The sequence below is a fragment of the Phocaeicola faecium genome, from assembly GCF_014837055.1.
Classification (GTDB): Bacteria; Bacteroidota; Bacteroidia; order Bacteroidales; family Bacteroidaceae; genus Phocaeicola; species Phocaeicola gallinarum.
The window spans coordinates 80,837-99,826 of the sequence record NZ_JACSPQ010000002.1; the positions used below are offsets into that span (position 1 = coordinate 80,837).

Below are 18,990 nucleotides of genomic sequence, written 5' to 3' on the forward strand. Positions count from 1 at the left end.
TGTTAGTGATTAAATTCCATGTGCAAAAATAAGAATAAATGTTAGAATGCAAACAGCTATGAGGGGAAAAAGTTTGTGTAGCTTTGGGTTTATTAACCCGAACAGAGAAAATAGGGTGGGTTAGGGGCAAATGGATGTAATGTAGATGTTGCAAATTAGTATGTATAGAACTTTTATTTTCTATTCGGAGGACGAAGGTACGCTATGGGTAGAAACAGGGAAAACTATGGGTAGAGTTGGCAAGCGTATGCGGTAGTGTTTTTTATCGCTTCAGCCACTGTTCAGGATTCAGTTTTGCCGTTTCCTTTCGCAGTTGGAAGTGGAGGATGGTATTTCCCTCTTTGTCAGTATTTACTTCTCCCAAAATGTCGCGGGTACGTACGGGGCTGCCTTTCTTCACGCGGACGGAAGAGAGGTTGCAGTATACGGATATGTAGCTGCCGTGGCGGACCAGTACGTTGCTCAGTCCGTTGTATTGGAATACGGCAGAAACCTCTCCGTCGAAGATGGCTCGGGCATTTGCTCCTGCCTGCCCTTTTATATCGATTCCTTTGTTATCAAGGCGGACGTTCCTCAGTCCTTTCACCTGATATTGTCCGTAATGTCCTACGATGACGTATGCGCCTGTGATGGGGATGGGAAGGATGCCTTTGTTTTTCTCGAATGTGCCCGACAGCCGGCGGTCTTCCGAGTCGGTTTTATACACTTCTACCTTTTTGGCGGGAGCGGTTTCCTTAGGTGTCGAGGCAGTTTCCTGCTTGGGTGCAGATTTCTTCCGCGCTTCTTCCGCCCGTCGTTTAGCCTCCTCCTCGGCACGTTTACGCGCCTTTTCTATTTCGGCTTCGATGAGGCGGTCTATTTGTGCGTTCAGCTTATCGGCGGAGCGGCGTTTTTGGGCAAGCTCCTTCTGTATGCTGTTCTGTTTTTTCTGTAAAGAAGCCAGCAGCGTTTTGCGTTCCTGCTCCTGTGCCTGCAGTTTGGCTTTTTCTGCTTCTCCTTGTCGCAGCAATACTTCTTTAGCCTCGCGGCTTGCTTGGAGCGTGTGCGTTTTCTGTTCTATCTGTTTTTGCTTGCGTTGCAACTGCAATGCCTGTCTGCGCTGATAGTCGGCATATTCGCGCACATAGCGCATACGCCGATATATTTGATTCAGATTTTCGGCAGAGAATATGAACATCAGCTTTTCTTGAACAGACTTGTTGCGGTACATGTACCGCACAGACTGTTCATATTTCTTCTTTTTGTCTTTCAGGTCATGCTCCAGCTGTTTTAATTCGATGGCAAGCCGGTTTATTTCCAGTTGGATGGTACGGACATCGTTTTCTATTTGCCAGATGTATTTCTGGCGTTCGTCTATCTGTCCGGTAAGGAGGGCAAGGTTACTGAGTTGGCTTTTCACGTCTTTTTTTGTTGACATGAGCAGCGATTCCGACTTGGATATTTGTTGATGCAGCTCGTTACGCTGCTTTTCCAAGCGGCGGATGGTAGGTGTGGTTTGCGCTTCGGCAACTACAACCCCTATGCAGATAAGAAGTAACCCTACCCAGTGTTTCATGATTTCAGTAACTGTTTCATCAGTTCTTCCAAACCTATTTCTTTGTATTTTGACGATAATTCAGTCTTGGCGTCCCAGTTATCGTTTACCGAAAGACGCGATAGCTTCATGTCGAGCGAAAATACTTTTTTCGTATCATCGCCCGCCGTGATGAACATGTGTTGCGGAAAAGCCTTTCCGTCTAACCGTCCGAAACTTCCGTACATCCAGCTCAGGGCATACGGTGTACCCTTTACTCCGATTCGGGTGTTCTCCAGCAGTCCGTTTACAGTCTCCGTAACAAAACGGTAAGACAGGTATTTTCCCTGTTTGGCTTCCAGCACGGCCTGTTCGCCTTCGGAAGTGATTCTGAACTTCGTAACGTCGTTTGCGGTAAGCTGCGCTTTTCCGGGCAAGAAAAGTTCGTTCATGAACAGCGATTGAAGCACGTCGAAATCCAGCTCCGCATTAGCCAGCCTGCTCAGTTCGGCGAACGAAACTTTTACGTAACGCTTGTTCAGCCGGTCAATCAGCAGTACATTATCCGGTGTGATATCCATACGCGCCACCTCAATGCCCAGCAGCGGAGCTACCGACAAGCGGATAACCTCCCCCCGCCGGATACGTAGCGTGGCGTTTACTTTGGCGTTTCCTTTTGTTCCCATGTCTAAGTTTAACGCAGCTTTTGCCGTAATGTTCTGCCATTGGGGTGTTTGGCTTATCACCTTTTCCATGTAATCAGTACCCGACAGACCGCCTATGGTAGGCGTCCGTCCCAGTCTGCGCGAAGAAGAACATGCCGCCATCGTTACGATAACGACAGTTACCGACAGGTAATATAATAGCTTCTTTATCATTCTGCAATGTATCTTTTTAATGCAATTTTGCGTTTCAACCGTTTAATCTCTGCTTCAGTGGGCGGAGTAGAACCGTCGTCGGTCGATACCTCCATGCCGTCGGCCTTTTTCCAATACTCCAAAGCCTTTTCTTTTTCTCCCAATTTGTAATAGATGTCTCCGCAATGTTCCACGATAACCCGGCTGCTGTCTCCGCCGTTTTTCAGCGCCTGTTCGATGTAGATACGCGCTTCGGTGTATCGTTCTTTCTCAAACAGAATCCATGCATACGTGTCCAGATAAGTTGCATTTTCGGGTTCGGCTTTCACGGTGCGATAGCTCATTTCCTCCGCTTTATCCAGATGCTTCCGTTCTACAGACAAATAATAAGCGTAATTGTTCAGCGTGGCGATGTTGTTCGGATTATATACCAGCGACGAATCGTATGCAGCGTAAGCTTCCGCCTTCATCTCTTTGATGTTGTAAATATCGCCCAAAATGGCATAAAAATCGGATACGATGGCCTTATCGCTCTTGGCATTTACCTGCTTTACACCCTTTTGGAAAACATCGAGCGCTTTATCCGTATCCTCTTTTTGGTAATAAGCCAGTCCGAGGTAATAGTAAAACTCCATTGCGTCGGGGTTATACTCCAATGCCGGGGAAGCCACTTTTATCACTTCATCCAAGTTATTGTCTCGGATGGCATAGCTTAACAGTTGCAGGCGTGCGGGCTTGTTTTCCGGATCAAGCGCAAGTACCTGATGAAGCACCGGAACCGATTCTTTTTCCATGCGCTTGGTTATCAGGTATTGGGCGCATAACATCGCCAAGTCGGCGTTCTGCTGCGGACGTTTCAGTATTTCGTTGAACAACGATACGATTTGCGTACTGTCTTTCGTAGTCTGTTCTGACTGTACGATAAGCTGTCGCATGATGTCCATTTTCGTGGCAGATTCCACATCCTCGTTCAGCAGAATCGTGTCGAGCTGTACGTGGTACAGGCTGTCTTGCCCTGTCTTTTGGTAATACGAAGCCATCGAAAGCAATGCCGGAGCGTAACCCGGTTCTTCTTTCAGAATCTTCTGATACGTATCGTAAGCCTCTTGCGGGTGTCCGTTATTCAGGTACACATCCCCCAATATGGTTTTATAACGCATGTCGTACGGATATTCTTTCGAGAGGCTCTCGATTTCCTGAAACGCCTGTTCCTGATTGTTCATCAGTAAATACATGCGGAATTTTTCCATACTGATTTGTTCCGACTTGCCGTCCAGCTCCTCCAAGCGGTTAAGTGTCTTGATTACCTCTTGGTAACTTTTCGTTTGGTTATAAAGCTCTATCAGAGCCATAAGCGGTTCCAAGCGCGAGGGAAACTGATGAGCCATGTCCTCGTAGACGGCGATAGCCTTTGGCAAGTCGCGTTTGCTTTGATAATATGCGGCCAACGTCTGTTTGTACCAAAAATTCGATTCGTCGGAACGGACAGCCTGTTTCAATGCCTGTTCGCTCTTTTCCTCTTGTCCCAACACCATGTAAAATTGAGATATTTCGTACAGCGTGGCTGCCGAGCCGGGATAAATGTCCAGACAGTGGCGGTACAACTCGAAAGCCGCATCGTATTCCCCCTTTTGCTTCATGCGTACCGCCTCCAAAAAGTAATAATCATACTTTCTGCGCTGTTCGTACGTCAAGGGGTCTTTTTCCGTTACCGGCAAGTTTTGGGTGGCAGGAAGCGATTTCCGGCTGCTGCCACATGCCGTAAGTATCGACAGAAGACCGATGATAACTATAATCTGTTTCATGTTACACTGCTTATTTTCTTCCCGTATGTCCGAATCCGCCTTCACCGCGTTCCGTCTCGTCGAGCGTTTCTACTTCTACCCATTCTGCCTGTTCGTGGCGTGCGATTACCATTTGGGCGATACGCTCTCCATCTTCTACTACAAAGTCTTCCGCAGAAAGGTTTACCAAGATAATGCCGATTTCACCGCGATAATCCGCATCGATGGTTCCCGGCGTGTTCAGCAGCGTAATGCCCTTTTTCAGTGCCAATCCGCTGCGCGGACGCATCTGTGCCTCAAATCCGCGAGGCAGGGAAATATACAGCCCCGTAGGGACAAGGCAACGCTGCAAAGGTTTCAGCACGATGGGTTCGTTCAGATTGGCGCGGATGTCCATTCCCGCCGAACACTCGGTAGCATATTGAGGTAGAGGATGTTTGGATTTATTGATGATTTGTACCTTCATTTACGTATGTTTTTATTGTTTTTAATCGTGCGAAGTTACACATTTCGCGGAACTTACAGGCGAGTTTACCATTTTTTATATGTTTGCGGACCTTTTGGCGCAGAAAAAAGACACTCAGAGCCTGTTTTACTCCGATTTTATACCCCCAAAAACGCAACCCATAGCGCAGGTCAACGCTACGGGTAGAACCGGGCAATTCTTCCCATAGCGTTGACCTGCGCTATGGGTTGCGTTTTACGGTACGAAAACGATGCTGTTCCCTCTGTCCGGAAGAACTGTTAAGTGGTTTACTATGAGGATAATATGAAAATTCAGCAGGTGCTGCCTCGGTTTATGGGAAAAATATCCTTATATTCGCAAACAAAAAACTGATAGAGCGCAAGAATCATGATGAACTGGAAGCAACTCATTTCTAACAAACGTTTCGGACTGGAGTTTTTGCATGAAAACCGGAAAGACGACCGTACCGAGTTTCAACGCGATTACGACCGGCTTATCTTTTCGGCTCCTTTCCGGCGTTTGCAGAACAAAACGCAGGTTTTCCCGTTGCCGGGAAGCATATTTGTGCATAACCGCTTGACGCATAGCTTGGAAGTGTCGTGCGTGGGACGTTCGCTGGGTAGCGAGGCGGCTGCCGTTTTGTTGAAGAAACATCCCGAACTGGCGGATACACACCTTTCAGAGATAGGTTCCATCGTGTCGGCAGCTTGTCTGGCACACGATTTGGGAAACCCGCCTTTCGGACATTCGGGCGAGAAGGCCATCGGAACCTATTTTTCGGAAGGAAAAGGCTTGTCACTCCGTCCGCTTGTTTCCGATGCCGAGTGGGAAGACCTGACCCATTTCGAGGGAAACGCCAACGCTTTCCGTCTGCTTACCCACCAATTTCGCGGGCGTAGGGCAGGCGGCTTCGTCATGACTTATTCTACACTTGCTTCCATCGTGAAATATCCCTACTCATCTCGCCTTGCCGGAAAGAAACAGAAGTTCGGCTTTTTCTTGAGCGAAGAAGAAGATTATCGCCGGATAGCCGACGAGCTGGGTATCACGCGCATCAGCAAAGAAGGCGAACCCTTGCGTTATGCCCGTCATCCGTTGGTTTATCTGGTAGAAGCGGCAGACGACATCTGTTACCAGATGATGGATATCGAGGATGCCCATAAGCTGAAGATTCTGACAACCGAGGAAACCAAAGACCTTTACCGGCGGTTTTTCAGGAAAGAACGGTTGGGACACATCGACGAAATCTGCCGCTTGGTAACCGATACCAACGAACAAATAGCCTATCTGCGTTCTACCGCCATCGGCGTACTGATAAAAGAATGTACGCGCGTATTTACCGAAAACGAAGATGCCATTCTGAACGGAACGTTCGAGGGAGCGTTAATCAGACACATGGCAGATCCGGTGAAGGATGCCTATCTGCATTGTTCGCAAACGGCTTTCGATAAAATCTATTGTGCAAAAGATGTACTGGATATCGAACTGGCGGGTTATCAGGTTATCACTACGCTGATAGACCTGATGATAGAGGCGGTCCGCTTCCCCAACAAAGCCTATTCGAAGTTGCTGATAAACCGCGTGTCGCAGCAGTATGACGTGCAGGCTCCTACACTGTACGGGAAAATACAGGCGGTGTTAGATTATATTTCGGGCATGACCGACGTTTATGCACTCGACCTTTACCGGAAGATTAACGGTAACAGCCTGCCGGCGGTATAAGAAGTTAAAGGCTGCCGAACAGTTCTTGAAGCACACCGAGCGACTTGAGTTCGGGAAAATCGGGCAGGTGGAGGCGGTAATATTCACAGATAATTTCCAGACAGCGGTTGCGCTCTGCCCGGTTCATGGCGAAAAGGTGCATCGTTTCGTAATTCATGCGTACCAGCTTGCTGATGTGTGAAGCTTCTTGCGGGTAAAGGAACATGCCGTGAAAGGGACGGGCAGAAACGAAGCTGGCATTCAGCATATCGAAATAAGCCCCTTCGGTGTAATGCTCAAGATTGGGGTAAAAACCGAGAAAGCGAGACAGGCGGATGAGAAACACCAGATGGAAATTGGCGAATCCGGCGGTACAGGCATCCAGCCAGCGGACAGAATGAGAAAGGTAAGCAAAGAGGGGCTTATTGGCTCCCTCTTCTCTTAATATGCGGTCGAGAAACTCGGTGAGAAACAAAACAATCCCCGACTTATACGGGTCGTAAGGGAGTGACTGGAGAATATGCCAGAAGCGCGCTTCCTTTACCAGATGAATGTTGGAACGCGGACGAATATCCGCCTCACACTCTACAAAAGAGAAAGGCTGGAATAACACATTGCTGACTTTCGCCTTACGCGAGCGGGCGGCAGGAATCTGGAATGACATCATTCCTTCTTGTTCCGTATAAAGATGAGCGATGTTCGATTTGTCATTATAGCGTACCGTTGCCAGCACGATGCCTTTTACCGTTTGTAACATCTCACTAATTTCTTAAAGTCAGTTTCGCCAAATAAGCATAGTGTGAGCCTTCCTCTACCATCTCTGCCTTAAATCCATATTGGGCAGCGTATAAAGAAAGCGTATCGAAATCAATATACAGCCAATCGAACGTATCGCCCTTTACCTGCTTATATTGCATCCGGAAATCAATTTCCCCGTAATAATCTCCAGCCAAGTCGATAAGATAGCTGCCGTCTTCTTCCTCAAACAGGTATTTCAAATCGCTTGAATCCATGAGTACGTATCCTCCGGGACGCAGCAATAACTTCATCCGTTGAAAGAAATCGCCGAGATGTTCCAGTTTTCCTATAATGCCCGAACCGTTCATCAACATTAATATCGTATCGAAAGATTCGCAGAAAAGAGGGTCGAACAGATTAACCGGCATGGCGTTCAGTCCCCGCTCTTTCATTACTTTGACCGAAAGCGGAGAAATATCAATGGCAGTTGCATCTTTTCCCATTTCGCGCAATGCCAGCGTATGACATCCGCTTCCGGCTCCCACATCAAGTATCTTTCCCGTAGAGAGCCGTAGGGCAGTCTGCTCTATCGGCGGCATTTCGTTATAACTGCGGAAAAGTGTGGCTACCGGAATCTCGTCTTCATCGAACTGTGAGGAAAACACGCGCAGTCGTGCCGCTTTTCCGTACTTGAAAAAATCGTAAATCGCCGTCCCCATCGGGTCTTTGTTTTCGGGCAATATCAAAGTATTCATGCTGTCTGTAATGTATTTTGCGACAAAATTACGAAAATTAAGCGGTTATTTATACATTTAATTCGTATTAAATTTCGATAAAGCGCCTAATTTTTTTTGTTTTTATGCATGATTTTCTAAAAATATCCGTACTTTTGCGCCGATTAAAGAATAATTATACAATGAAGAACAAGAATAGCCGACTTGATTCGATTAAGATGATAATCTCCAGCAAGGAGATAGGAAGTCAGGAAGAATTGTTGCGTGAGTTGTCGAAAGAAGGTTTTCAACTGACGCAAGCTACTCTTTCGCGCGACTTGAAGCAGTTAAAAGTAGCTAAGGCTGCCAGCATGAACGGCAATTACGTATATGTATTGCCCAATAACACGATGTATAAACGAATGACCGACCCGCAAAGTGCAAGCGAAATGCTTCGTCACAACGGATTTGTTTCCATCGAGTTTTCAGAAAACATAGCCGTAATAAAAACTCGTCCGGGGTATGCCAGCAGTTTGGCGTATGATATAGATAATCATAATTTCCACGAGATAATAGGAACCATCGCAGGCGATGATACAATTATGCTTGTAATCCGTGAAGGTTGTTCACGCACAAGCGTTAAACATGCACTTGCCACTATAATACCGAATATAAATCTAAATTAAGCGATAAGAAAGAAAATGGATACTACTAAGCAGATTGATGTTATGGTAGCCGACGCCTCTCATGAGGTTTACGTTGACACAATATTAAATACGATCAGGGAAGCAGCTAAAGTACGGGGAACCGGCATAGCGGAACGTACGCATGAGTATGTGGCCACGAAGATGAAAGAAGGAAAGGCAATCATTGCCCTGTGTGGGGACGAATTTGCCGGATTTACTTACATCGAATCGTGGGGAAACAAACAGTATGTGGCTACTTCCGGTTTGATTGTTCATCCCAAATACCGTGGCTGCGGTTTGGCTAAGCGAATCAAACACGCTTCGTTTACGTTGGCTCGCCTGCGCTGGCCGAAAGCCAAGATATTCAGCCTTACCTCCGGCGCAGCCGTCATGAAAATGAATACAGAGTTAGGTTATGTGCCGGTTACTTTTAATGAACTGACTGACGATGACGCTTTCTGGAAAGGATGTGAAGGCTGCATCAACCACGAAATTCTGATGGCTAAAAACCGTAAGTTCTGTATCTGCACTGCCATGCTGTACGACCCGGCACTGCACACAGACGATAAAATTACTAATTTTTAAATTAATCCCGTCAGCAAGTCGACCACGCTGGTAGGCTCGTTGCCCAAATACATAATAACTATGGAAGAAAAGAAAAAAGTAGTCGTTGCGTTCAGCGGCGGATTGGATACATCGTTTACAGTCATGTATCTGGCGAAAGAAAAAGGTTATGAGGTTTATGCTGCTTGTGCAAATACGGGAGGGTTCAGCCCGGAACAGTTGAAACAGAACGAAGAAAATGCTTATAAATTAGGTGCGGTAAAGTATGTTACTTTAGACGTTACTCAGGAGTATTATGAAAAGAGTTTGAAGTACATGGTATTCGGAAACGTATTGCGTAACGGTACTTATCCTATTTCGGTAAGCTCGGAGCGTATTTTCCAAGCATTGGCTATCGCACGCTATGCAAACGAAATCGGAGCACATGCTATCGCTCACGGTTCTACGGGTGCCGGAAACGACCAAGTACGTTTCGATATGACTTTTTTGGTCATGGCTCCGGGGGTAGAAATCATTACGCTGACCCGTGACATGGCGTTGAGTCGTGAGTATGAAATCAACTACTTGAAAGAACATGGTTTTGAAGCCGACTTCACAAAACTGAAGTATTCATATAATGTAGGTATTTGGGGAACTTCCATTTGCGGCGGAGAGATTCTGGATTCAGCACAGGGATTGCCCGAATCGGCTTATCTGAAGCAAGTCACCAAAACAGGAAGCGAACAGTTGAAACTGGAATTTAAGAAAGGTGAGCTGTATGCCGTAAACGGTGAAGTGTTCGACGATAAGATTAAAGCGATACAAAAGGTAGAAGAAATCGGTGCTGCCTACGGAATCGGACGCGACATGCACGTGGGCGATACGATTATCGGTATTAAAGGACGTGTAGGCTTTGAAGCCGCAGCTCCGATGCTGATTATCGGTGCGCATAAATTCCTTGAAAAATACACCTTGAGTAAATGGCAGCAATACTGGAAAGACCAAGTGGCCAACTGGTACGGAATGTTTTTACACGAAAGCCAGTACCTCGAACCCGTTATGCGCGATATAGAGGCAATGTTGCAAGAGTCTCAACGCAATGTTAACGGTACGGTTATCTTGGAACTTCGTCCGTATTGTTTCTCTACCGTAGGTGTAGACTCGGCAGATGATTTGGTGAAGAATCCTTTCGGCGAATACGGCGAAATGCAGAAAGGCTGGACGGCAGAAGATGCAAAGGGATTCATCAAAGTGCTTTCTACTCCGCTTCGTGCTTATTACGCTAAACATAAAGACGAGGAGAATATATGATAAAGGCAGGAATTATAGGAGGAGCAGGTTATACGGCAGGCGAGCTTATTCGTTTGCTGATTAACCATCCGGATGTAGAAATCAAATTTATCAACAGTTCCAGCAATGCGGGAAACAAGATAACCGATGTTCACGAAGGCTTGTACGGCGAAACCGATCTGGTGTTTACCGATGAACTTCCGCTTGACACCATCGACGTATTGTTCTTCTGTACCGCTCACGGCGATACGAAGAAATTTATGGAAAGCCACAACGTGCCGGAGGATTTGCGCATTGTCGACCTTTCAATGGATTACCGCATCAAAAGTCCTGAGCATGACTTTGTTTACGGATTGCCCGAACTGAATCGCCGGCTTATCTGCCAGAGCAAGCACATAGCCAATCCGGGATGCTTTGCTACCTGCATTCAGTTGGGATTGCTTCCGTTGGCGAAACATCTGATGCTGAATGGCGACGTAATGGTAAACGCCATCACAGGCAGCACGGGGGCCGGTGTAAAACCGGGGGCTACAAGCCATTTCAGTTGGCGGAATAATAACCTGAGCATTTATAAGCCGTTCACCCACCAGCATGTTCCCGAAATCAAACAGTCGCTGAAACAGTTGCAGAACAGCTTCGATTCTGATATCGATTTTATCCCTTACCGTGGAGACTTTGCGCGTGGCATTTTCGCCACGATGGTAGTAAAAACCAAAGTTGAACTGGAAGAGATTATCCGTATTTATGAAGAATATTATGCCGAAGACTCGTTTACGCACATCGTTGACAAGAATCTTGACCTGAAACAGGTGGTAAACACAAACAAGTGTCTGATTCATTTAGAGAAGTATGACGATAAGCTGTTAATCGTATCTTGCATTGATAACCTGCTGAAAGGTGCGAGCGGTCAGGCGGTACACAACATGAACTTGATGTTTAATCTGGAGGAAACCGTGGGCTTGCGCCTCAAACCGAGCGCTTTCTAAGCAAACCTGTCGGATTGAATCCGCTTAATAAAGAAAACGATAATGAAACTATTCGATGTATATCCCTTGTTCGATATCAATATCGTGCGGGGAAAGGGATGTCACGTATGGGATGCCAAAGGAGAAGAATACCTCGACCTTTATGGAGGACATGCAGTCATTTCTATCGGACATGCGCATCCGCATTACGTAGAGGCTATCGCCAAACAGGTAGCCACGTTGGGATTTTATTCCAATTCTGTCATCAACAAATTACAGCAGGATGTGGCTGACCGTTTGGGAGCTATTTCCGGTTACGATGATTATCAGCTGTTTTTGATTAACTCTGGAGCGGAGGCAAATGAAAATGCGTTGAAGCTCGCTTCATTCCATACCGGACGTACTCGTGTGGTTTCATTTGCTAAGGCGTTCCACGGACGTACTTCGCTGGCGGTCGAAGTAACCGACAATCCTAAAATCATTGCGCCGATTAATGACAACGGGCACGTTACATACCTGCCGCTCAACGATACGGAAGCGATGAAGGCAGAACTTGCGAAGGGTGATGTCTGTGCAGTCATTATCGAAGGCATTCAGGGAGTGGGAGGTATCCAAGTGCCCACCGATGAGTTTATGCAGGCGTTGCGCCGGGCGTGCGACGATTACGGTACGGTACTGATACTTGATGAAATCCAGTCGGGATACGGACGCAGCGGTAAGTTCTTCGCACATCAGTATGCCGGTATCCGCCCCGATATGATAACCGTGGCCAAAGGCATCGGAAACGGTTTCCCGATGGGAGGTGTGCTGATTAGCACGAAATTTAAACCCGTTTACGGACAGTTGGGTACTACTTTCGGAGGAAATCACTTGGCATGTGCGGCAGCCATAGCCGTACTCGATGTGATGAAAGAAGAAGGCTTGGTAGAAAATGCGGCAAAGGTTGGAGCGTACCTGTTAGAAGAGCTGAAAGGTTTCTCGGCAATCAAGGAAGTGCGCGGACGCGGCTTGATGATAGGCTTGGAGTTTGCAGAACCGATTAAGGAACTCCGCAGCCGCTTGCTGTTTGAGCAGAAAGTATTTACCGGAGTCAGCGGTACGAATGTCATTCGCCTGCTTCCCCCGCTCTGTCTGAGCATGAGCGAAGCCGACGATTTCCTCTCTCGCCTACACAAAGTAATAGGCTGACGAAGGCTTGAAAAATTCTACCCATAGGACCGGTAAGTTCTATGGGTAAGACCGGTCAACGCTACCGCATGGGATGAGCAACACTAACGGTAGCGTTTTTATAATGCAGGCGCAGGATTTGCGAAACGTAGTCGATATGTCCGACAAGCATTCGCAAATCCTGCGCTCTTTTTATGATAACTCCTGAAAAAGAAGCTGTTACAAAGCAGCTTCTATCTTGTCCATCAACGTCTGAAATTCTTCTTTCGTGTAGCCTGATGAAGTATAAATCAGTTTTCCATCTTTGCCGAACAGGTAAGCGCGCGGAATGCTTTGGTCGGCAAAAAGCGAGAAAACTTCCCGTTTGGGGTCGGGGTAGAGCGGGAAAGTGAATTTTTTACGTTCGTTATATTTTTTCAGGTCGGCATCGGTATGCTCCCGTCCGATGACCAACAATTTGAAATCCGGATTATCTTTGTATTTGGGGTAGAGCGTTTTCTGTACATCTGCCAGTTCGAGCTGACACGGAGGACACCACGTAGCAAAAAGGCTTACCAGCACCACCTTTCCTTTCAAATCGTCGGGCGTGATATTACCGTAAGTCTCTGAGTTAAGAGTGATGGCGGGCATGGGGTCTCCCAACTTGATTTTTTCCGTCTGCGCTTGGGCGCATACCGCTACCAGCAGCATAGCCAATACGCTCCATAATTTGAAATGTTTCTTCATAATTTTCCTTTTTTAGAGTTTCGCCGACAAATATATCCGGTTTTACTGAAAATTCCGCTGCGTGTCTTATCTTTGTAAAGAGATTTAACGAAAAACAAAATAACTTATGATGCTATTCATTTCATGCGCCAAAACGATGACCGCACGGTCGCGCGTCAAGGTTCCGTTTGTGTCGGTGCCTCATTTTGAGGCAGAAGCGCGGGATAACGCGATGGATATGGCGCAATTTACGGCAGAAGATTTAGGACGATTGTTACATATCAATTCAAAGTTGGCGGCAGAAAACTGCCTGCGTTACCGCGATTTCTTTTCGCCGGACAACGCACCGCTTCCGGCTCTGTTGGCTTATACGGGTATTGTTTTCAAGCGTATCAATCCGCAAGATTTCACCGAAGAAGATTTCCGTTACGCCCAAGACCACTTGTTTATCACCTCGTTTCTTTACGGGCTGCTTCGTCCGCTCGACGGAATCAGAGGCTATCGTCTGGAAGGCGATGTCCGTCTGCCGGAGCGGGGCGACGTTACGATGTTCGATTTCTGGAAACCGCTGCTGACGGATTACTTCATAGCCGAAATCAAGCGCAAGGGAGGCGTGTTGTTTAATTTGGCAAGCGGCGAGATGAAAGATTTGTTCGACTGGAAACGGGTATGCCGCGAGGTGGAAGTCATTACGCCGGAGTTTTACACCCGAAAAAACGGACGCTTGGCTACGGTGGTGGTTTACGCCAAAATGTGCCGTGGCGAGATGACGCGCTTCATCCTGAAAAACCGGATAGAGCGGGCTGAAGACCTGAAAGCTTTCGAGTGGGAGGGCTTTGCGTTCGATGAGGCAGAGAGCGGAAGCGGCAGGCTGGTATTTGTAAACTGAACGTTTCGGATGGAAAAACCGGTGTGCCCGTGTTCGTACTGAACACCGGCACGCCGGTTTCTGTTTTGTGGCAGAGTATTTATTCTTCCGAAGCCCGCAGCAAGTCTTTCTCTAAGATGTCTGCTCCCGGAAAGCCGATGTGTTTGCTTTTCAGTTTTCCGTCGTGGCTGATAATCAGGTAAGCAGGAATGCCCGTAATGCCGTAAGCCGAACAGACATCCTTCCATTGCGTTTCCGTGAGCCGGAAGTGTACGCCCGTCATTTCTTTCAGCGTTTCTTTCCAGATGTTTTCGGGCGACGACGGTCCTGTAAGGTAAATATAAACAATGTCTTTCGATGCCAATTTCTGTCGTAACGGCTTCATGGCGCGAATGCTTTTCCGGCACGGGCCGCACCATGTAGCCCAGAAATCAATCAGGATGGCTCTTCCGCGATGAGGCGCAATAAGCTGTGGCAAGATGTCTGAACCGGCTATCTTGTCATCCAGCGTGGCGATAACTGCCTCGTGCGACGATTCGCTGCGTGCCGCTTCGAGCAAGAGTGTTTCGCTTTTCTGCTCAACGTATCGGCGGATGTCTTCGAAAGTCAGGTCTTTCAGCACCTTCCGGTCTGCCGATGTCAGTATCGGATTTTTCAGCAAGCGTTCGCAAAGCGGGCGGACGGCCTCTTTGTCTTTCCTGATAGCCGATTTTACGGCATCGTTTTGTGTCAGGTCTTTTTCCGCCAGACGGTATGATTTCAAGGCGTGCGAGGTTCCTGTCGTAGCCAGTTCGGTATTGATGATTTCCGCTGCGCCGTCAAACCATGCCTTTTGTTTCCGTCTGTACTTGTCTTCCAGCAAAGAAGATGCCGCCATGCTTAGGCGTGGAAGACTGACATAAATGGTGACTTCTTCTTCCGGGACAAGAAATATCGGCAAGATGGCTTTGTTGACCGACAAGTGTACCGTATCGGGTTGCAGCATGTCGATTTCGGCATGGAACGAACCGTCCTGACGTACGGTAACATTGTTTTTCCACGTATTGGGAAACAGTTTATCGGTATAAGTCAGCAACATATCTACCCCCATGCGTGTGTCGTATCCTAACAAATATCCGTTGACAACGGCTTTTCCGGCCGACAATCCGGGTTCAGGCAGCTCCGGTATGGTATTTTCCGGCTGCGATTTCAAAAAATTAGGTATATAAACGTAGGGTTCTTGCCGGCTGAGCTGAACGCCGTAAATAGTCCATCCCGTTTCCTCTTCCACAAAGTCGACTTCATGAACGCCCCTCGGAATGGGAGCAAACGAGAAAGTAACATTCAGTTTTCCGCTTTCAGGAATCCGTTCCGGCTCAGTGGTTCCTCCGATGGAAATATTTTCAGCTTCCCGTAAGCGGAAACTGTTTTTTTCGGTTGTCAGGTAAGTATCGGGTGAGATAACCGCTATTTCTCCCGGTTTTCCGTATATCACCGCGTCTACCTGAGTTTGTTCGTCGGTCAGAATGATTTTCTTTATTTCTATTTCTGCTGTGTTGGTCGTAATAAATCCGGGATGTTCAACCACCCGTTTCTGTATATGTTGTGCTTGTAACCATACAGGCAGACAGCATAAGATGCTCACTACGATTGTTCTTACGATTCGCTTCATGGCTTGATCACTTCCTGTTTTTTACAACAAATTGCTTAAACGTTCTATCAGTTCGTTTCCTAATTCGGTTTTTACCTTAATATGCTCGATGACTGCCGTGACAAAAGGATTGCTTTCGAATACGCCGCGCACTTCCTCAAAGTCGCGCATCTGTTCTTCCTTGCTGCCATCGGCTCCGAATCCGGTCATCGATGACAGTGAAAACTCTTTCTTGGCATCTTCATAAACCATGCGGTCGAGCCATACCACGGCTTCCTGCCAGCGTTTTACGATAGCGGCAATGTCTTTTGCCGTTATTAGCTCAGCCTGAAGTCCGTAAAACTCCAACATCTTTTCGTAAGCCCACGTCCATTCATACGTATAATAATGAGCGTGCATTTCGGCAAACCGGTCGTGTATGCGGTCTACCGAATTCAGATTGCCGGATTCGATATCGTTCATCAGCCGCTCGATTTCGCTCTTCGGAGCAATCAGTCCCGAAATATCCACCCATTCACCCGTACCGGTTTCGGTGGCAGGTTTCAGTCTTGTACGGATAGCTTCATTGCTTTCAAAACGAATGCCTTCCAAGCGTTTGATAACAGAATTACCTAAAAACTTATGGATGGCGGTTTCGTAAAAATGGATTCCTTTGTTCAGCGACGAGTTTTTGATTTTCGCGCTTTGGTAAGAATAAGTGCCCGACGTCTCGCCCGATACCCGTGCCAATTCCTTTAAGATGTTCCTTCCTGCCATCATCTTTTGGATGGTGTACGGGCTGAGCAGGTTATAATTTATCTGGTCGAGGCGGTTCGGGTCGGTACGCAAATCGCGTTTGGGCCATTTTTGTGCATCGCGGATAGTACCCACGCTGCGCAGGTTTACTCCCGGAACCAGATACGTGGTATTCTTTTCCTCTATCAGGTACGAGAACGGCAGGTTGGACGTATCGGGATGAGCCACATGGCGTCCCATTACCAGCGAAAACGCACCGATACGTGCCGGCCACAAGACGTAAGAGTCGGATGCTGTTTTGGCTCCCCGCTCCAATGCCCCTTGATGGATAGGCCCTAACTTATACATGTGGTTGCTTTGGTTCGACCCCGACCCTGCATTCATGAATGAAAACATACCGGCTATCAGCAGCGTAGACTTGTGATGGGTAACGGTGAAAGGTCCGGCAAAGATGGCACAAGCCTCTCCGTTCTCTCCCTGACAGTTGCTGAAAAACAACGAGTCGGATGCCGAATAGTTATGTCCGAGGTGACAGGCTTGTCCTACAAAGCAGCGGGTAAGCATCGTACCGTCTTCTACATGCGAGCCGCTCGATATAATGAAGTCATCACATATCACACCGTATCCGATGTGTACCGGAGCTTGCTCGTTGCTGTTGATGCTGCCGTTCTTTAATCTTCCTGCCCCTTCTATTTCACAAAAATCGCCGATGCGTACATTCTTAATATAGCCCGCATCTACAATAGTAACATGTTTGCCTATGACACCCGTTTCCGACGCATGTTCATCGGCATATTCTCCGATGATTTGTTTCATGCGTTCAATCAGGGCAGGACGATGACGGTACAACGCCATGATATAGGCTTGATGCGCCGACAAGCGGTCGTGGATAACCACTTCGCGTCCGCCCGTTTCGTTCAGAACCGATACTTCTACGCCGTTACCGAAGCGGCTGCGTTTATCCACCAAAATGATATCTACGTTTTCGATAAACGTATGTTCGCCTATCTGGTAGTTGGCTATGTAGTTCTTTACATTTTCAATGCAACAGTTGTCGCCCACCGTTACGTTATGTAGCGTAACGTAGAACAGTCCGGCATGTTTGGTCATGCCTCCTGCCAATTTGAATTCGTCTTCGAATATACCCAGACGGACTTTTCCCGAAAAGCGGGTATGATGTATGTAGTCGGTTTTAAAAGCCTCGGCTACTTCTACGCTCCCCCAGTCGGCTGCACTGCAATGCTGACTTTCCAGTTGCGCAATTTCTTCATTGGTAAGTGAGCGGTATGGTTTCATGATTGTCGTTATTTTATTCCTCGTCGTAAGTCTGATACAGGAAATCGTTGTACGGATACTTCTGTACGTGCAGTTCCCTTACTTTCGTATATAATAAAGTTCTCAGTTCTTCAATGTTGGTTTTGTTTCGTGCCGAAATAAAGATGCAGTTATCGTTTAGTTTTGCCATCCATGTTTTCATCAGCTCTTCCAGCGTAATGTTTTCTTTGGTTTTCGGCGTAAGGTCGTCGGCTGCCTTTTCTATATACGTATAAGCGTCGATTTTGTTGAATACAATCATGGTAGGCTTTCCTCCTGCACCCAAGTCGGCTATCGTCTTGTCTACTACTTGTATCTGCTCCTCAAAGTCGGGGTGGGAGATGTCTACCACATGCACCAGCAAGTCTGCTTCACGCACTTCGTCCAAAGTCGATTTGAACGATTCCACCAAATCGGTAGGCAGTTTGCGGATGAACCCTACGGTATCTGACAGCAGGAACGGCAGGTTTTCAATGATAACCTTACGCACCGTGGTATCGAGCGTGGCAAACAATTTGTTTTCGGCAAACACCTCACTTTTTGAAAGCAGGTTCATCAGCGTCGATTTCCCCACGTTGGTATATCCCACCAGTGCCACGCGGATTAGTCGTCCGCGGTTTTTGCGCTGCGTGCTTTTCTGCGTGTCGATGTCCGCCAAGCGTTGTTTCAGCAAAGCCATACGGTTTAAGATGATACGGCGGTCCATTTCGAGCTGCGTTTCACCCGGTCCGCGCAGCCCCACAGAGCCCTTTCCGCCTCCGGCTCCCGAACCGCCGCCCTGACGTTCCAAGTGCGTCCACAGTCGCTGCAAGCGCGGAAGCATGTATTTATATTGCGCCAACTCTACTTGTGTTTTGGCATGGGCAGTCTGGGCACGCATGGCGAAGATATCCAATATCAGCGACGTGCGGTCAAGAATCTTTACCTTCAGTTCTTTTTCGATGTTGCGAAGCTGCTTTGCAGAAAGCTCATCATCGAAGATAACCATACCTATTTCAGTTTCCTCGTCTTCGTTCTGCGTAGCAAGATACGCACTTATTTCTTCCAGTTTACCTTTACCTACGTAGGTAACTGAGTTTGGTGTATCCAGCTTTTGGGTGAAACGTTTTACGACTTCCGCCCCCGCCGTCTCGGCGAGAAAAGCCAGTTCATCCAGATATTCATTCGTTTTACGTTCGTTCTGGGTTTGTGTAATCAAACCTACCAGAACCGCTTTTTCGGTTTGCGCTTTTGATATTACAAATTCTTTCATTCAGCTTATTTTATTTACTAAACGTGGCAAATATAGCGAAAAAGCGCACATCTGTAATGAGAT

General features: G+C 47.3%; 17 protein-coding genes. 7 read left to right on the forward strand and 10 right to left on the reverse strand.

Annotated features, from left to right (window positions below):
* Positions 1-262 precede the first annotated feature (262 nt).
* The 4 genes from H9626_RS05960 to dut are packed head-to-tail and all read right to left on the reverse strand — an operon-like array spanning position 263 to position 4,620.
* Positions 263-1,555, reverse strand: a complete 1,293-nt coding sequence (locus H9626_RS05960; RefSeq protein ID WP_191709912.1) for a murein hydrolase activator EnvC family protein — start codon at positions 1,553-1,555, stop codon at positions 263-265.
* The gene (lolB1, locus tag H9626_RS05965) at positions 1,552-2,391 is read right to left on the reverse strand and encodes a lipoprotein insertase outer membrane protein LolB1 (RefSeq protein ID WP_178255616.1); all 840 of its coding nucleotides are present in this window, start codon (positions 2,389-2,391) and stop codon (positions 1,552-1,554) included. The genes H9626_RS05960 and lolB1 overlap by 4 nt, the downstream gene beginning before the upstream one ends.
* Positions 2,388-4,175 carry a tetratricopeptide repeat protein gene (locus tag H9626_RS05970; RefSeq protein WP_191709913.1) on the reverse strand — a complete coding sequence of 596 codons (1,788 nt, stop codon included), beginning with the start codon at positions 4,173-4,175 and terminating at the stop codon, positions 2,388-2,390. Before H9626_RS05970 ends, lolB1 begins: the two co-directional genes overlap by 4 nt.
* A gap of 10 nt (positions 4,176-4,185) precedes the next feature.
* Positions 4,186-4,620 (reverse strand): dUTP diphosphatase, encoded by a 435-nt coding sequence (dut, locus tag H9626_RS05975; RefSeq protein WP_178255614.1) that lies wholly within the window; start codon positions 4,618-4,620, stop codon positions 4,186-4,188.
* Between the two features lie 390 nt (positions 4,621-5,010).
* On the opposite strand from dut, the gene dgt reads away from it, so the two are divergent.
* The gene (gene dgt, locus H9626_RS05980; protein ID WP_191709999.1) at positions 5,011-6,342 is read left to right on the forward strand and encodes a dGTP triphosphohydrolase; all 1,332 of its coding nucleotides are present in this window, start codon (positions 5,011-5,013) and stop codon (positions 6,340-6,342) included.
* A 4-nt stretch (positions 6,343-6,346) separates the two neighbouring features.
* Here dgt and recO read toward each other — a convergent pair whose 3' ends face one another.
* On the reverse strand, positions 6,347-7,078 hold the full coding sequence (gene recO, locus H9626_RS05985) for a DNA repair protein RecO (RefSeq protein WP_178255613.1): 732 nt from the start codon (positions 7,076-7,078) through the stop codon (positions 6,347-6,349).
* Positions 7,079-7,082: 4 nt separating this feature from the next.
* The gene (locus H9626_RS05990; protein ID WP_191709914.1) at positions 7,083-7,814 is read right to left on the reverse strand and encodes a class I SAM-dependent methyltransferase; all 732 of its coding nucleotides are present in this window, start codon (positions 7,812-7,814) and stop codon (positions 7,083-7,085) included.
* A gap of 161 nt (positions 7,815-7,975) precedes the next feature.
* Between H9626_RS05990 and argR the strand changes: the two genes are divergently transcribed.
* Genes argR through H9626_RS06015 form a run of 5 tightly spaced genes read left to right on the forward strand, consistent with a single transcriptional unit; the run spans position 7,976 to position 12,444 of the window.
* Positions 7,976-8,458, forward strand: a complete 483-nt coding sequence (argR, locus tag H9626_RS05995) for an arginine repressor (protein WP_178255611.1) — start codon at positions 7,976-7,978, stop codon at positions 8,456-8,458.
* A gap of 15 nt (positions 8,459-8,473) precedes the next feature.
* Positions 8,474-9,043: a GNAT family N-acetyltransferase gene (locus H9626_RS06000; protein ID WP_178255610.1), complete on the forward strand. Its 570-nt coding sequence runs from the start codon at positions 8,474-8,476 to the stop codon at positions 9,041-9,043.
* A gap of 60 nt (positions 9,044-9,103) precedes the next feature.
* Entirely contained in the window at positions 9,104-10,312 is a 1,209-nt protein-coding gene (locus tag H9626_RS06005) for an argininosuccinate synthase (RefSeq protein ID WP_191709915.1), read from the forward strand.
* Positions 10,309-11,277, forward strand: a complete 969-nt coding sequence (argC, locus tag H9626_RS06010; protein WP_178255608.1) for an N-acetyl-gamma-glutamyl-phosphate reductase — start codon at positions 10,309-10,311, stop codon at positions 11,275-11,277. The genes H9626_RS06005 and argC overlap by 4 nt, the downstream gene beginning before the upstream one ends.
* 42 nt (positions 11,278-11,319) lie before the next feature.
* Positions 11,320-12,444 carry an aspartate aminotransferase family protein gene (locus tag H9626_RS06015; protein WP_191709916.1) on the forward strand — a complete coding sequence of 375 codons (1,125 nt, stop codon included), beginning with the start codon at positions 11,320-11,322 and terminating at the stop codon, positions 12,442-12,444.
* A gap of 198 nt (positions 12,445-12,642) precedes the next feature.
* Here the strand turns inward: H9626_RS06015 and H9626_RS06020 are convergent, their stop codons facing one another.
* Positions 12,643-13,149 carry a TlpA family protein disulfide reductase gene (locus H9626_RS06020; RefSeq protein ID WP_178255606.1) on the reverse strand — a complete coding sequence of 169 codons (507 nt, stop codon included), beginning with the start codon at positions 13,147-13,149 and terminating at the stop codon, positions 12,643-12,645.
* A 106-nt stretch (positions 13,150-13,255) separates the two neighbouring features.
* On the opposite strand from H9626_RS06020, the gene yaaA reads away from it, so the two are divergent.
* Complete coding sequence (yaaA, locus tag H9626_RS06025) at positions 13,256-14,017, forward strand: peroxide stress protein YaaA (protein ID WP_178255605.1); 762 nt, start codon at positions 13,256-13,258, stop codon at positions 14,015-14,017.
* 79 nt (positions 14,018-14,096) lie between these two features.
* Here the strand turns inward: yaaA and H9626_RS06030 are convergent, their stop codons facing one another.
* The 3 genes from H9626_RS06030 to hflX are packed head-to-tail and all read right to left on the reverse strand — an operon-like array spanning position 14,097 to position 18,927.
* Complete coding sequence (locus tag H9626_RS06030) at positions 14,097-15,647, reverse strand: TlpA family protein disulfide reductase (protein WP_191709917.1); 1,551 nt, start codon at positions 15,645-15,647, stop codon at positions 14,097-14,099.
* 21 nt (positions 15,648-15,668) lie between these two features.
* Positions 15,669-17,657, reverse strand: coding sequence for a DUF4954 family protein (locus H9626_RS06035; RefSeq protein ID WP_191709918.1), 1,989 nt, complete (start codon positions 17,655-17,657; stop codon positions 15,669-15,671).
* A gap of 13 nt (positions 17,658-17,670) precedes the next feature.
* Positions 17,671-18,927: a GTPase HflX gene (gene hflX / locus H9626_RS06040; RefSeq protein WP_178255602.1), complete on the reverse strand. Its 1,257-nt coding sequence runs from the start codon at positions 18,925-18,927 to the stop codon at positions 17,671-17,673.
* Between the last annotated feature and the right edge of the window lie 63 nt (positions 18,928-18,990).